10 protein-coding genes, 1 tRNA gene and 1 other RNA gene are annotated in these 14,031 nt (G+C 48.6%); 5 read left to right on the top strand and 7 right to left on the bottom strand.

Features of this window, described 5'->3' with window-relative positions:
* Positions 1-114: 114 nt before the first annotated feature.
* Positions 115-951: a posphoenolpyruvate synthetase regulatory kinase/phosphorylase PpsR gene (gene ppsR / locus D515_RS24315; protein ID WP_082111454.1), complete on the bottom strand. Its 837-nt coding sequence runs from the start codon at positions 949-951 to the stop codon at positions 115-117.
* 170 nt (positions 952-1,121) lie between these two features.
* Here ppsR and ppsA point away from each other — a divergent pair, with 170 nt between their 5' ends.
* The 3 genes from ppsA to D515_RS24330 all read left to right on the top strand — a co-directional run bounded on the left by ppsA (position 1,122) and on the right by D515_RS24330 (position 7,211).
* The gene (ppsA, locus tag D515_RS24320) at positions 1,122-3,497 is read left to right on the top strand and encodes a phosphoenolpyruvate synthase (protein WP_002542628.1); all 2,376 of its coding nucleotides are present in this window, start codon (positions 1,122-1,124) and stop codon (positions 3,495-3,497) included.
* Positions 3,498-3,796: 299 nt separating this feature from the next.
* On the top strand, positions 3,797-5,251 hold the full coding sequence (locus D515_RS24325) for a DUF3360 family protein (RefSeq protein ID WP_002542630.1): 1,455 nt from the start codon (positions 3,797-3,799) through the stop codon (positions 5,249-5,251).
* 715 nt (positions 5,252-5,966) lie between these two features.
* Entirely contained in the window at positions 5,967-7,211 is a 1,245-nt protein-coding gene (locus D515_RS24330; RefSeq protein ID WP_002542632.1) for an L-lactate MFS transporter, read from the top strand.
* 63 nt (positions 7,212-7,274) lie between these two features.
* Here D515_RS24330 and galE read toward each other — a convergent pair whose 3' ends face one another.
* Positions 7,275-8,282 (bottom strand): UDP-glucose 4-epimerase GalE, encoded by a 1,008-nt coding sequence (gene galE, locus D515_RS24335; RefSeq protein ID WP_002542635.1) that lies wholly within the window; start codon positions 8,280-8,282, stop codon positions 7,275-7,277.
* Between the two features lie 319 nt (positions 8,283-8,601).
* On the opposite strand from galE, the gene D515_RS24340 reads away from it, so the two are divergent.
* Positions 8,602-9,339 (top strand): IS6 family transposase, encoded by a 738-nt coding sequence (locus D515_RS24340; RefSeq protein ID WP_002542636.1) that lies wholly within the window; start codon positions 8,602-8,604, stop codon positions 9,337-9,339.
* A gap of 32 nt (positions 9,340-9,371) precedes the next feature.
* On the opposite strand, the gene D515_RS24345 is transcribed toward D515_RS24340, so the two are convergent.
* The 4 genes from D515_RS24345 to D515_RS24355 form a co-directional block, all read right to left on the bottom strand.
* Positions 9,372-9,878 (bottom strand): DUF6538 domain-containing protein, encoded by a 507-nt coding sequence (locus D515_RS24345; protein ID WP_002542638.1) that lies wholly within the window; start codon positions 9,876-9,878, stop codon positions 9,372-9,374.
* An 87-nt stretch (positions 9,879-9,965) separates the two neighbouring features.
* Positions 9,966-10,111: non-coding RNA, RtT sRNA (locus tag D515_RS25595), on the bottom strand.
* Between the two features lie 45 nt (positions 10,112-10,156).
* Positions 10,157-10,247 (bottom strand) — tRNA-Ser (locus D515_RS24350).
* A 141-nt stretch (positions 10,248-10,388) separates the two neighbouring features.
* Positions 10,389-11,276, bottom strand: a complete 888-nt coding sequence (locus D515_RS24355) for a LysR family transcriptional regulator (protein WP_002542640.1) — start codon at positions 11,274-11,276, stop codon at positions 10,389-10,391.
* Between the two features lie 127 nt (positions 11,277-11,403).
* Between D515_RS24355 and D515_RS24360 the strand changes: the two genes are divergently transcribed.
* Positions 11,404-13,083: an amidohydrolase gene (locus tag D515_RS24360; protein WP_002542642.1), complete on the top strand. Its 1,680-nt coding sequence runs from the start codon at positions 11,404-11,406 to the stop codon at positions 13,081-13,083.
* A gap of 75 nt (positions 13,084-13,158) precedes the next feature.
* Here D515_RS24360 and pstB read toward each other — a convergent pair whose 3' ends face one another.
* Positions 13,159-14,028 carry a phosphate ABC transporter ATP-binding protein PstB gene (gene pstB, locus D515_RS24365; protein WP_002542644.1) on the bottom strand — a complete coding sequence of 290 codons (870 nt, stop codon included), beginning with the start codon at positions 14,026-14,028 and terminating at the stop codon, positions 13,159-13,161.
* Positions 14,029-14,031: the final 3 nt, after the last annotated feature.

The raw sequence follows: 14,031 nt of genomic DNA on the forward strand, positions 1-14,031 counted from the left end.
CTGCTGCGTTATCGGCTTCTCATGTAGGCCAGCTACACATCGAAACCTCTGCCTTGCATAAAATCCCCACAAACTGCTGCAAAAATCATCACCAAAGGTCAACAGCCCCTATGATCAGAACAACCGACGCTTGAGACCAGTTTTCTCCAGTACTCGGGTGGAGATTTCTTCAACCGACAATGAGGTGGTGTTGATATAAGGAATCGCTTCACGACGAAACAAAGATTCAATCGTTGCGATCTCCTGTTCACACTGCTCACTACTGGCGTATTCACTGCCTGAAAGCCGGTTCTGACGGATCTGGGTCAGGCGTTCTGGTTCAATCGTCAAACCAAACAACTTGTGACGCTGGAACTCGAATTCCGGCAATAAACGCAGCATTTTCATGTCTTCCGCGATAAACGGATAGTTCACCACACGAAGGCCGAATTGCATCGCCATGTAGAGACTGGTCGGGGTTTTACCGCTGCGAGAAACACCCAGCAGAATGATGTCGGCTTTATCCAGGTCTTTTAAAGAAATGCCGTCATCGTGCGCCAAGGTGTATTCAATCGCCGAAATGCGGTCAAAGTAGGTGTCTGAATCTTTGCTGACACTGCGGGAACGTTGAAGTTTTGGCTTGGGCTCGATTTGTGTGTCTTCTGCCACACGCTGGACGATACTTTCCAGAACATCGTAGAAAAATGCTGGCGCCTGCAGCAGTTGATCACGCATAGCGGGAACGACCATGGAGAAGAAAACCAGCGGTTTTACCCCATGTTTATCGTGGGATTGTTGGATCTGTTTGACCAAATCCGCCACTTTGTCTTCAGACTCGACAAAAGGGAACGTTTTCTCGTTTGGGACAAAGGAAAACTGCCCCAAAACAACATGCCCTAATGTCTCGCATGTGATGGCTGTCCCGTCCGAGACATAAAAGACGTCTCGGGTTTGAATTTCTGTGTGCTTCAAAGGTTAATCTGCTCGCAAAATTTTATTAGGATACAAACATAACAATAACAACAAATGGTCAGCCATTAACGTTTGCTCAGCTTTTGAAACCCATAGCGTTTTTTTAGCCCAAACTTAAGGTTTACCGCCCAAAACCCAATACAAAAACTGCATAGTTTCTGGAGAAAGACATGCAAAAGAACACCCTCTGGTTCGATACCCTGTCCATGGATGATGTTGACAAGGTCGGCGGCAAAAACGCTTCACTGGGCGAAATGGTTTCCAACCTCGCCAATGTTGGCGTTTCTGTCCCGAATGGGTTTGCGACCACTTCGTTTGCGTTTAACCAGTTTCTTGATTACGAAGGTCTGGATGATCGTATTCACCAAGTGCTCGATGAACTGGATATTGAAGATGTTGAAGCCCTACGCAAAGCCGGTTCCCAAATTCGACAATGGGTACTGGATGCCCCCTTCCCTGCTGATTTAGAGCAGGATATCCGAAACAATTACGAAACGCTGGTAGACGGAAATTCGGAGCTCTCCGTTGCTGTGCGTTCATCTGCGACAGCCGAGGATTTACCGGATGCATCCTTCGCCGGTCAGCAGGAAACCTTCCTGAACGTTAAAGGCATCGACGCTGTGCTTGAGGCAACCAAGCACGTATTCGCCTCATTGTTTAATGACCGCGCCATTTCTTACCGTGTGCATCAAGGCTTTGATCACCGTGGTATCTCTCTGTCTGCGGGCATTCAGCGCATGGTGCGTTCAGACAAAGCTTCATCTGGCGTCATGTTTACGCTGGACACAGAATCAGGCTTTGATCAGGTAGTGTTTATCACTTCCTCTTGGGGTCTCGGTGAAATGGTGGTGCAAGGTGCGGTGAACCCAGACGAGTTCTATGTGCACAAGCCACTGCTGGAAGCGGGTCATCCTGCGGTAGTTAAACGCACTTTCGGCTCCAAGCTGATCAAGATGATTTACGCTGACAGTCAGGTGATTGGTAAGCAGGTTGAAATCATCGACACCTCAGCAGAAGAGCAAAGCCAGTTCTCGCTGAACGACGATGAAATCGCAGAGCTTGCCAAACAAGCGATGATCATCGAGAAACACTACAAACGTCCAATGGACATTGAGTGGGCCAAAGACGGGATCGACGGCAAGCTCTACATTGTTCAGGCACGTCCTGAAACGGTTTGCTCACAGAAGCAAGGCAACGTGATTGAACGTTACGAGCTAAGCGCCAAAGCGGGTGTCTTGGTGGAAGGGCGTGCTATCGGTCAGCGTATCGGCAACGGTAGTGTCCGTATCGTGAAATCACTGGATGAAATGTCACTGGTGCAAGACGGTGACGTGCTGGTCACTGACATGACTGACCCGGATTGGGAACCGGTGATGAAGAAAGCCTCTGCGATTGTCACCAACCGCGGCGGCCGAACCTGTCACGCAGCGATTATCGCCCGTGAGCTTGGTATTCCAGCTATCGTTGGTTGTGGCGACGCCACCAGCAAACTAAGTGATGGTGCGGAAGTGACTATCTCTTGTGCTGAAGGTGAAACAGGTTACGTTTACGAAGGTAAACTCGACTTTGCGGTCAGCCAAACTGCGGTAGACGAACTGCCAATGCTGCCAACCAAAGTGATGATGAATGTGGGTAACCCTGATCGTGCATTCGATTTCGCCCAAATTCCGAACGAAGGTGTCGGTCTTGCCCGTCTTGAATTCATCATCAACAAGATGATTGGTATTCACCCGAAAGCCCTGCTGAACTTTGACGCACAAAGCGACGAACTGAAAGCAACCATCAATGAGCGCATTCGCGGTTACAAAGATCCGGTCGATTTCTATGTCAGCAAACTGACCGAAGGGATCGCGACCATTGGTGCCGCTTTCTGGCCAAAGCGCGTCATCGTGCGTATGTCAGACTTCAAATCGAACGAATACAGCAACCTGATTGGTGGCAGCGAGTTCGAACCCCATGAAGAAAATCCTATGTTGGGCTTCCGTGGTGCTTCACGTTATATCTCACCAGTGTTTGAAGATTGCTTCGAATTGGAAACTCAGGCGATCAAACGCGTGCGTGACGAAATGGGTCTGAAGAACGTTGAAATCATGATCCCATTCGTTCGCACTACAGGTGAAGCGGCAGAAGTGAATGACCTTCTGGCGAAACACAACCTGCGCCGCGGCGAGCAGGGTCTTAAAGTCATCATGATGTGTGAACTGCCATCCAATGCGGTATTGGCGGAAGACTTCCTGAAGTACTTTGATGGCTTCTCCATTGGTTCAAACGACATGACCCAGCTGACGCTAGGCCTTGACCGTGATTCCGGTGATGTCGCGCATCTGTTTGATGAGCGCAACCCAGCGGTGAAAGCCATGCTGAAGATGGCGATTGATGCCGCCACCAAAGCAGGTAAGTACGTTGGTATCTGTGGGCAGGGTCCTTCGGATCACGATGACTTGGCGCAATGGCTGATGGATCAGGGTATCAGTTCTGTTTCACTCAACCCGGATACCGTGGTTGATACCTGGATGAAACTTGGCAAAGTTGCTAATAAGTCCTGATTCATCGACTGAGTGAATGTGAAGTCCCGCAGCGCGAAAATGCTGCGGGATTTTTTTATTTTCAAACACGAAGATCTAGAATATTGTGCATTAAAATCTACTTTCTTGCACATTTTTCTCCCGCCATCATTCAGATTAATTAGAACACGATGTAATTCACTCTGTTTTTACGTGAACTCAGACGCGTTTATATCCCGAAAATCGATTAATGGCACAGCTAACATGATGCACATCAATATCACCACTCTCTTCACTCCAAATAATTAACAGCAATTAAGCTTTAACTCATCGGAGTGAATATGAGTCAAGAACAAGGACGTGATTACGCCTCTCAGCGGAAGCAATCCTATGAATTTTCTTCCCGCACTGAATACCTCGAACATGAATTAAATATTGCCAATTACAAACGCTGGAAACTCCATCTCCCTTACCGTGATTTTGGTATTGAAATAGAAGACTGGGTGCCAGCTATTGCGGCAACCATTGGCAAAGTCGTGATGGTCACCGCCATGGTTGCCGCCTTTGCTGCGCAGTTCGGTTTATCCCCTGAATTTGTAGCCGAAAACGTGCGTTTCGAACTCCTTATTGCAGGTCTGCTGTTCGCGATTTTCTTCTCTGCCATGTTTAACCCGCTGACCAATCTTGCAGGTACGCATGGCCCGATGATTCCTCTCATTCCTCTGATTGCTGCGGCAGGTGGTCACCCGCTTGCTCTGGGAATAATGGTAGGCGTGTTTGGCTTAGTACTCAGCGCCACCAAAGGCGGCTCCAACCTTGTGAAGCTTACCGGTGAAGGTGTGCGGGGCGGCCTGTTGATTTACCTCGGTGCCGTCGGCCTGATTGGTCAGCTGACCGCATTTGAATCCTGGTCAGCGTCCACTGGGCTGAGTCATGTTTCCTTTGTTGTGATTCTCGCGACCATCGTGATTTACGCCTACCTTGCGAAGATTGAAAAACGTTGGCTGGCGATTCCTCTGTGTTCTGCGGTTGCAGGTATCATCGCGTTCGCCATGGGCGTGCCTTTTGAGTTCACCACTGAACCTGGCCTGCCAAATATGAGCCCGTTCTACTGGTGGGGCGAAGACACTGGTTGGCAACTTGGCTGGCCAAGCCTTGAGCACTACATCGCGGTGATCCCGTTTGCTGTGCTGGCGGTAGCCATGTGGTCACCGGATTTCCTTGGACACCGCGTGTTCCAGGAACTGAATTACCCGAAAACCGCCAAAGGCGCGTTGATGAATGTGGACGACACCATGACGGTTTGTTCTGTGCGTCAGATAGTTGGTGCAGGTCTGGGTGGCGGTAACCTCGCTTCTTCTTGGGGTACCTACATGATTCCAGCGGCGATTGCCAAACGTCCTATTCCCGGTGGCGCGCTGTTAACCGGTGTGCTGTGTATTGCGGCTGCGGTGATTGGCTACCCGATGGACTTGGCGATGTGGGAACCTGTGCTTCGTGTTGCTTTGCTGGTTGGTGTGTTCCTGCCATTGCTGGAAGCGGGCATGCAAATGGTGAAAAACGCCCGTAACTCCCAAAGTGCCGGTATCTGTATGTTTGCGTGTGCGCTGGTGAACCCGGTATTTGGCTGGGCACTAACCATGCTTTTGGATAACACGGGTTTGATTGGCAACAAAGAGCGCGCTGCGTCTCTCGGCCGCACAGACCGTCTGGGCATTCCACTCACGGCATTGATTGTCTGTGTGGGCGCGCTCGGTGTTGTAGGACAGCTCCCTGGGGTTCCTGCCCTGCTGTAAGTGAAAGATGTAATGTAACCTTGCCCAATCTCAGTCGGGCGTTTATATACTTTTGCCACCCAATTGGGTGGCTTTTTGACTTCTCTGACTCAGGAATAAAAGCCGTTGGAAAATATGACATTTTGTATCTAAATATTTCCAGTTAGAAAAATTAGAGTAATCACTTCGGAATATTCAGCTTAAATCACCGAACAGTATAATTATCTTTATATTCCAACCCACCCAGACAGATCGATAATAATAACCATATATCTCGTGATATTAATTTACATATAACGATAGAATAATTTTACTCTGGCATCATCGGCTGGTTATTCACTTGTTATCTTCCCATTCGGATATTTATTTCGACCTCAAAATTGTTTCAGCCCAACTCAAAACCAAACATTGATCGAAGTTATTCATTTGTGGAAATTTGGATTCAGAAGAATCTCCCGATCTAGCCCATACATCCATCAGAAAATGCATACTAAGCCAAAACCAATATAACTCATTGTATTAATAGCATTTAAATTGAATTCCCTACTGTGTCAGCAAATCTTTCCGACTAGAAATCAATGCATTGATGGCATAAATGAATCAGCTATCTGTGCAGCTTCGTCGACTTTCGAGTTTGTAAGAAAATATGTCGCTCAGCACGGTTGATGTAAATCAACTGTTGCCAATCATTCAGTCAGTAACGTGTCAGGTATCTTGATTCAATAAGGATATCGATATGAAAAACCGCTGGCTTATTGCCGCTTCTGCCGTGGGTATCCATGGCTCTATCGGCTCAGTCTACGCATGGAGCGTATTTAACCTTCCTCTCGAACAAACCTTTGGCTGGGACAGATCTGCCGTTGCGAGCACCTTCAGTTTAGCTATTTTCTTTTTGGGGCTTTCCGCAGCGATTATGGGTCACTTCGTTGAGAAGCATGGCCCGCGAAAAGCAGGCTTACTGGCAGCCACCTTCTGGGGTTCAGGTTTGCTGATTGCCGGCTTCGGTACTTCTGTTGGCAACATCTATCTGCTGTGGCTCGGCTACGGCGTATTCGGCGGCATCGGTCTTGGCATTGGCTATATCACACCTGTCTCCACGTTGGTGAAATGGTTCCCGGACAGACGCGGCTTTGCCACTGGCCTTGCGATTATGGGCTTTGGATTTGGTGCCATGATTGGCGGTCCGGTGTTTGGTTACCTGATGGAAAACTTCTCCATCCCATTCACTTTTTACGCTTCTGGCATCGCCTATATGGCCGTGATGTATCTTTCTGCGTTGTATCTTGAGCGCCCACCTCAAGGTTGGATGCCTGATGGCATGAAAGAAGCCGTCGCTTCCGGCGCGCAGAAAATCACAAAGGATCTGACGCAGCAAACCGCTAATGAGGCCGTGAAGACCGCACCGTTCTACTGGCTTTGGATCATGATGTTTATCAACATCTCCTGCGGTATTGGTGTCATTTACTCTGCTTCTCCACTGGCACAAGAAACCATTGGGCTTTCCCCCACCGAAGCGGCTGCCGTCGTCGGTTTAATGGCTGTTTTTAACGGCATCGGACGTTTAGGTTGGGCGACACTCTCTGACTCCTTGGGACGCGCGAACACTTACATTGCGTTCTTTGTGCTGCAGATTGCGCTGTTTGCAGTATTGCCGAATATCGGCAGTGTGTTGATGTTCCAAGTAGTGCTCTTCACCATCATGACCTGTTACGGCGGTGGCTTCGCAACCTTGCCAGCATTTATTGGTGATTTGTTCGGTACCAAACAACTTGGCGCGATCCACGGTTACATTCTCACGGCTTGGGCAGCCGCTGGCTTGGTTGGCCCGCAAATCGCCGCTTACCTGCGCTCCGTTACCGGAAGCTATGAATTGACGCTCTATATCTTCGGTGGTGCATTTGTGGTGGCACTGGGTGTGGCATTTATGATGAAGGCGTACATCACCAAAGCGCGTGGAAAACTGGAAGCGGTAACAGCGTAATTGAAAAAAAAGAAAAAGCCCGCTGAAGTATCAGCGGGCTTTGGTATTTCTAAAAGGCGTTATTTAATAACCCTGAGGGTTCTTTGACTGCCAACGCCAGGTGTCTTCTACCATGTCATTTAAGGTATGGGTTGCTTTCCAACCAAGATCTTGCTGCGCTTTGGCAGGGTCTGCCCAACACTCTGCAATATCACCAGGACGACGCGGTGCAATTTGGTAAGCGATATCTTTACCGCATGCTTCACTGAACGCAGCTACCATTTCCAACACACTCTTACCGTCGCCAGTTCCCAGGTTATAAATGTGCAAACCCGCTTTCTTGCCGACTTTATCAAGCGCAGCAAGATGACCTTCCGCCAAGTCGACAACGTGGATGTAGTCACGTACACCACTCCCGTCACGGGTTGGGTAATCATCACCAAATACCGACAGGAATTCACGACGACCAACAGCTACTTGTGAAATAAACGGCATCAGATTGTTTGGAATACCTTGTGGATCTTCACCCATCTCACCCGACTTGTGCGAGCCCACTGGATTGAAATAGCGAAGCAGAGTAATGCTCCAGTCTGGGTTCGCTTTTTGGAAGTCAGTCAGACACTCTTCCACCATCAGCTTACTGCGGCCATAAGGGTTGGTCGCTGACGTTGGGAAGTCTTCACGGATTGGCACAGAAGCCGGGTCACCATAAACGGTTGCTGACGAGCTGAAAATCAGCGAGTGAACACCTGCATCACGCATCGCATCCACCAGCACCAGAGTACCGTTAACATTGTTGTCGTAGTATTCCAGCGGCTTCTCAACCGACTCACCCACGGCTTTCAAGCCAGCAAAGTGGATGACTGCATCAATGTTTTCTTTTTCAAACACTGAGGCCAGAAACGGTTTGTCACGGATATCGCCCTGATAAAACGTCGGCTTTTTGCCCGTCAGTTTTTCAATGCGTTCGAGTACCGCAAGTTTACTGTTATGCAGGTTATCGAGAAGGATAGGATTTAGGCCTGCTTCAATCATCTGAACACAGGTGTGACTGCCAATGTAGCCAACGCCGCCAGTTACGAGTACGTTCATGTCAAATCTCAATTGGGTTGTGATTTTAGATTCCGTGCCTACGTTCAATTCAAGCACGGATTTGTTATGGCGACCACTATACCTGAGCAAGTCAGAAGTGCCAGTTACATACATCGAATCGCATAAAAACCACAGTGTTAGGCGCAAATTCGAATAACTGGCTCGAATTTGAAAAGATGATTTTTCAGTTTTACAGTGGATTTAATTCGAATGTAAATAAAAAAAGCCGCTGGCTTATGCAGCGGCTTCGTTGGGGTTGTTGCAAAAAATCCCTCGTGACCCAAAATCGTCTCATTTCTCCCTGGCGGATAACAGATAGATGGCCAACAACGAATTCAAATGGAAACACTTCGCGCCTGAAATCATCCTTTGGTGCCTGCGCTGGTATGGCTCAACTCCCATGAGCTACGCCAACCTCAGCGATATGCTGCAGGAGCGAGGGGTCTCGGTTAACCGCTCGACCATTTACCGTTGGTTTATTGAGTATGCCCCAGTATTACGCAAGAAATTACGCCGTTATCAGTTCATCCGTGCAGACACGTCGTGGCAGCTCGATGAAACCTACGTCAAGGTGAAAGGAAAATGGCATTACCTGTACAGGGCTATCAACAAGCAAGGCGAGACACTGGACTTTTATTTTTCCCACCAACGTAATAAAGACGCCGCTTATCAGTTCTTGAAGCGATGCCTAAGAGGCTATGATGTAGAGACTCAACCTAAAACGTTAAACACCGACAAGCATTCCTCCTATGACAATGCGATTGCCCGCCTGAAGAAGGAAGGACGACTTAGAGCGGATGTTGAGCAACGGCAAGTGAAATACCTCAACAATGGTATTGAATCTGATCATGCCCCCATCAAGAAACTCGTTGCAGGCACTGGCGGTTTTAAAAAACGAAAGCGTGCCTGGTCAACCCTTCAGGGATTCGAATCTCTACGGATGTTGAATAAAGGCCAGTTTGATTTCTGGTTACGTCAGGATGAACGTAAAGTACTTGTGCGGGAGAGATCCGCCTTTATGAATCGTCTCTTTAATGTCGAGGTGATTTATACGTAATTTCAGAAAACTGTGCGGTGAAATCCGACCAATTAATTTTTTGCAACAACCCCCCTGACATAGGCATGCAGATGTGACCGCGTAATGCTCGCCAGGACATTGTTACCACTGAATGCCACAAAGTGGCCGATGCGCTGCGACAGTTGTGTCACTGTCAGAGCGCGAAGTCCTGCCTGAGACTTATAGTCGATAAAACGGTCCAGCGCATCTTGCATGGAGCAAAGTCGGCTGTAGGTTGCATGCACCTGACCGCTTTCTGCGGCAGTGACACGCACCAGTCCCGAGGAACTATACTCACGGCGAAGTGCATCGACCCGGCTGTCAATTTGTGATTTAAACGTGGGATACGATGCCTCTGGTGAACTTGCCAACAGTTCATGAACAATTTTGGCGATGTCCAGATTACGGCTGATGGCAAGCGACCGATCTTTGGTCAACAGGCTGATTTTGATATGGCAGGGGTAACCGATCCCTGTCAAATCCCGAGGCATAGCTTTACGGAAATGGAACACGCCCGAAGGCATTTTTTGCAGGTACATATGTCTCACCTCTTTGTGTGGGTGCGACATTTCTTGGCAGGGATACAAAAAAGCCTTTGAAATTCAAAGGCTTTTTAAGAAAGAATGTGGCGGAGAGATAGGGATTTATGCGGTCGCTTCGCGCCCTTCCCTTCGGGCCGTTGCCTATTCGGCTTCGCCGGGCAACGTTGTCTCGCTTCGCTCGGCTGAACCTAGGGTCTAGGGTTCTGCATCCCTATCTCCACAGGTTTATTCCATATACGAAAAAGCCCGCTCAGTGAGCGGGCTTTTTTCTAATGTGGCGGAGAGATAGGGATTTGAACCCTAGATACGCTATTAACGTATGCCGGTTTTCAAGACCGGTGCTTTCAACCACTCAGCCATCTCTCCGTAAGTGCCGCGCATATTACAAAGCCCTCGCGAGCTTGTAAAGCCCGAATTTCCTGAAATTCGTCCGTTTGCACAGGCTTTGCTCAGTTAGTCTATTTGGCAGACACTTAATACGTACTTTCGGGCTATGGAATCAAGGTCTCAGCCAAGCAGGCGCCCCTGCTCTTCAAACCAATCGATGATATCGGCAAACTCCTGCTGGGTATCTTTGCCGATAGCAAAGAACACATTGAGCCCGATACCTTTTCCAATAGGAGATTCTTTGATATTGAGCTCCACCAGCTCACCAGAATTTAGGTATGGCAACAGATAATCTGTCGGCATAACTGCCCACCCATCTCGTTTAATCAGCTCACACAATAAATCATGGTTACTCACTACATGACGCCGTGGAGAGACCTTGGCAAAGCCCACATCCAACGCGAGAAAGTTCTCTGTCAGATACTGTGTCTGACCCTGTAGTTCATTGATCGTCACTTCTTCCAAAGCAGCCAGCGGAGACGAGACAGATGCAAAACACTTCAGTTGTAGGTTGGCAATACTTCTCCAGGTCACTTCCGTCTCCGCAAAAACCATATCGCGGTTTGGCATTAATGCCAGATCTGCTGAGCCTTCATTGAGCATTTCCAGGGCCTCTGGGCGTGTTCTATGAAGCCAGTTAACCGTGATATTCGGATAATGCTGTCGAATTTTCTCTTCGATATTGACCATCATGGTCATAGGAGCAAACACATCATGAACAATGGTTACCGAGTGCACGTCACTGTCAAATAAGGCTTGGCTGAAGTGGTAGAGCTCGCGGTTTTGTTTCTCTACTACTTTGGCCTGAAAATACAGCTTAGAAGCCTTGTCAGTGGGGATTGCCTTTCGACCTTCAATCACAAATAGTGAATATCCCACTCCATCCTCAAATGCCATCACGTGCTCACGCACCGTGGTGCGCGATTTCCCCAACAGCTTTGCCGCAGCGCTGTACGACCCTTTTTCATAGACCGCGATAAAGGTAGTGAGTTGTTCCAACGTATGCATTTCGTCTACCTCTTATTTTTGTAAGCAATACCCTAACAAAACCGACTTGGTCGTATTGGATATTCGTTTAAAAATAGCGACAAGTTCAAAAAATCATTTAAAACAAAAACTAAACTCAGAGGTCGAAATGAAAATCTTCCCGCTTTCAGTTGTCGCTCTTGCACTCTCCTCTACCATGGCGCTAGCCGCACCGGATTTGATTTTGAAAAACGGAGACATCGTCACCGTTACCGGCGAACAGGCAAGAGCCGAAGCAGTGGCGATCAAAGACGGAAAAATCGTTGCTGTCGGCAGCACGAAGGAAGTCCTAAAAACAAAAGGAAGCACAACAGAAGTTCGTGACCTTGAGGGGAAAACAGTCGCACCCGGCTTTATTGATTCCCATGGTCACTTTGCCAACTACATCCCGCTGGCAAACTCACTATTTGTTTACCCATCCCCAATGGGAGCCAGTGACAGCATCCCTGCAATCCAAGAACAGTTGGCGACTCATTTCTCCCAAGACTTGGATAAAAGCATTTTGCATATCGCGTTTGGCTATGACGATTCCGTGCTGGAAGAAAAACGCCACCCGAACAAGCAGGAGCTGGATAAAGTAACGGGAGACTTCAGCCTTTGTATGATGCATGTGTCTGGGCATTTAGGGGTTTGTAACAGTGCGGGATTGGCAAAAATCGGTTATTCCGATGCATCAGAAAACCCAAGTGGTGGCGTGATCCACAAAGATGAAAACGGCGCGCTGACGGGGCTAATTGAAGAGTCTGCCACCTATGCGCTCTTTCCTCACCTGACTGTAGGTAGCCAAGAAGAAGCCATCGAAAACTTTAACAAAGCGCAGGATCTATTCGCACGTTATGGGGTAACGACCGCGCAGGAAGGACTGGCAACAGCCTCGACATTAGGTTTGATTAAATCAATGGCAGATGCAGGCGAGTTAAAAATCGATGTGTTGGCTTACGCAAAATGGGTCGACTTCGAAACGGTGCTTGAAAACATGAAGCTTGGCGAATATAGCAACGGGCTGAAGCTGGCTGGCATGAAAATCACCGGAGATGGCTCTCCTCAAGGCAAAACTGCATTCCTATCAACGCCATACTTCAAGGTGCCTCATAGCCACTCCTATCACTACCATGGCTACCCGGTACTCAATCAAGATGAAATGAATCACTACGTGGATTTGGCATTCAAAAATAACGCTCAGCTCATTAGTCATGCAAACGGCGATGCGGCAGCCGATCTTCTTCTCAATGCGGTTGAAAAGGCAAATGCGAAATATGGGGACCGTGACCACCGAACCACCACGATTCACGCCCAAACTATGCGCCTGGACCAAATTAAACGTATGCGAGATGCAGGTATGATGGCGTCTTATTTCCCTGCCCATACCTTCTTCTGGGGTGATTACCACCGCGATTCAGTGCTTGGTCCTTGGAGAGCATCAAACATCTCTCCTATGGGCTGGGCAAATGAATTCGGACTCACTTACACCATTCATATGGATGCGCCGGTTGCTTTCCCTGACCAGTTGCTCAACATGTGGACGGCGGTAAACCGAGTTACACGTTCAGGTGAAGTATTAGGTGAATACCACAGAATCACTCCTTACCAAGCGCTGGAAGCCGTCACCAAAACCGCTGCTTACCAAAACTTTGAGGAAGACGAAAAAGGCACCATTGAAGTGGGCAAGCGCGCGGATTTAGTCGTGCTGGACAAAAACCCACTGGCCGTCGAGCCGATGGAAATCAAAGACATTCAGGTACTGGAGACCATTAAAGACGGTAACACTGTGTTCAAATACGCTGGCTAATAGCAATCACAGTAGGTAGCTGATCAGAAAAAAGGCGGACAATATGTCCGCCTTTTGAATTTCTGGCGTCAGCGATTAGCCGAAGCGGCCACCGATGTAGTCGCGGGTTAGCTTGTGCTCAGGTTCTTCGAACACACGCGCTGTTTCATTCACTTCCACCAGGTCACCCAAATGGAAGTATGCAGTACGGTCAGAAACACGCTTCGCTTGTGACATAGAGTGGGTCACCATCACAATGCTGAAGTTCTCTTTCAGTTCGCTGATCAGCTCTTCGATGATGCCCGTAGCAATCGGGTCAAGCGCTGAACAAGGCTCATCCATCAGGATAACTTCTGGCGCAATCGCGATAGTACGGGCGATACAAAGACGCTGCTGCTGACCACCTGAAAGGCCAGTTGCTGGCTGATCAAGGCGGTCAGCCACTTCAGCCCAAAGACCTGCACGACGCAGCGATTCTTCAATCACGCCATCCAGTTCATCTTTGCCATCCACCAAGCCATGAATACGAGGCCCATAAGCCACGTTGTCATAAATAGATTTCGGGAACGGGTTCGGGCGCTGGAATACCATGCCCACCTGCGAACGCAGCTCAACAATTTCCTGTTCCTTGGCATAGATGTTATGACCATCAAGCAGGATTTCACCTTTCACTTCACAACCCGGTACAGTGTCGTTCATGCGGTTCAGACAGCGCAGGAAAGTGGATTTACCACAACCTGAAGGGCCAATCATCGCCAACACCTGTTTCTCACCGATGTCGAGATTAATATTACGAATGGCAGACTTTGCGCCACCTTCATAGCTCACGCTGACATCACGCGCTGTCATGCGAGGAGCCGTGACAAATGGCAGGCCACAGGTCTCTTTTGGCGCCGCGGTTTTTTCAGCCGCCATTTCTTGAGGTATTTGATTCAGTTCACCTGTGTGAGTCATTACGGTTGTCATATC

It is taken from the genome of Grimontia indica (genome assembly GCF_000333895.2).
GTDB lineage: Bacteria > Pseudomonadota > Gammaproteobacteria > Enterobacterales > Vibrionaceae > Enterovibrio > Enterovibrio indicus.

Excerpts from the sequence above, each read along its gene's own strand:
- ppsA (WP_002542628.1), top strand. The coding sequence starts at position 1,122 with ATGCAAAAGAACACCCTCTGGTTCGATACCCTGTCCATGGATGATGTT.
- D515_RS24325 (WP_002542630.1), top strand. The coding sequence starts at position 3,797 with ATGAGTCAAGAACAAGGACGTGATTACGCCTCTCAGCGGAAGCAATCC.
- D515_RS24330 (WP_002542632.1), top strand. The coding sequence starts at position 5,967 with ATGAAAAACCGCTGGCTTATTGCCGCTTCTGCCGTGGGTATCCATGGC.
- galE (WP_002542635.1), bottom strand. The coding sequence starts at position 8,282 with ATGAACGTACTCGTAACTGGCGGCGTTGGCTACATTGGCAGTCACACC.
- D515_RS24340 (WP_002542636.1), top strand. The coding sequence starts at position 8,602 with ATGGCCAACAACGAATTCAAATGGAAACACTTCGCGCCTGAAATCATC.
- D515_RS24345 (WP_002542638.1), bottom strand. The coding sequence starts at position 9,878 with ATGTACCTGCAAAAAATGCCTTCGGGCGTGTTCCATTTCCGTAAAGCT.
- D515_RS24355 (WP_002542640.1), bottom strand. The coding sequence starts at position 11,276 with ATGCATACGTTGGAACAACTCACTACCTTTATCGCGGTCTATGAAAAA.
- D515_RS24360 (WP_002542642.1), top strand. The coding sequence starts at position 11,404 with ATGAAAATCTTCCCGCTTTCAGTTGTCGCTCTTGCACTCTCCTCTACC.
- pstB (WP_002542644.1), bottom strand. The coding sequence starts at position 14,028 with ATGACAACCGTAATGACTCACACAGGTGAACTGAATCAAATACCTCAA.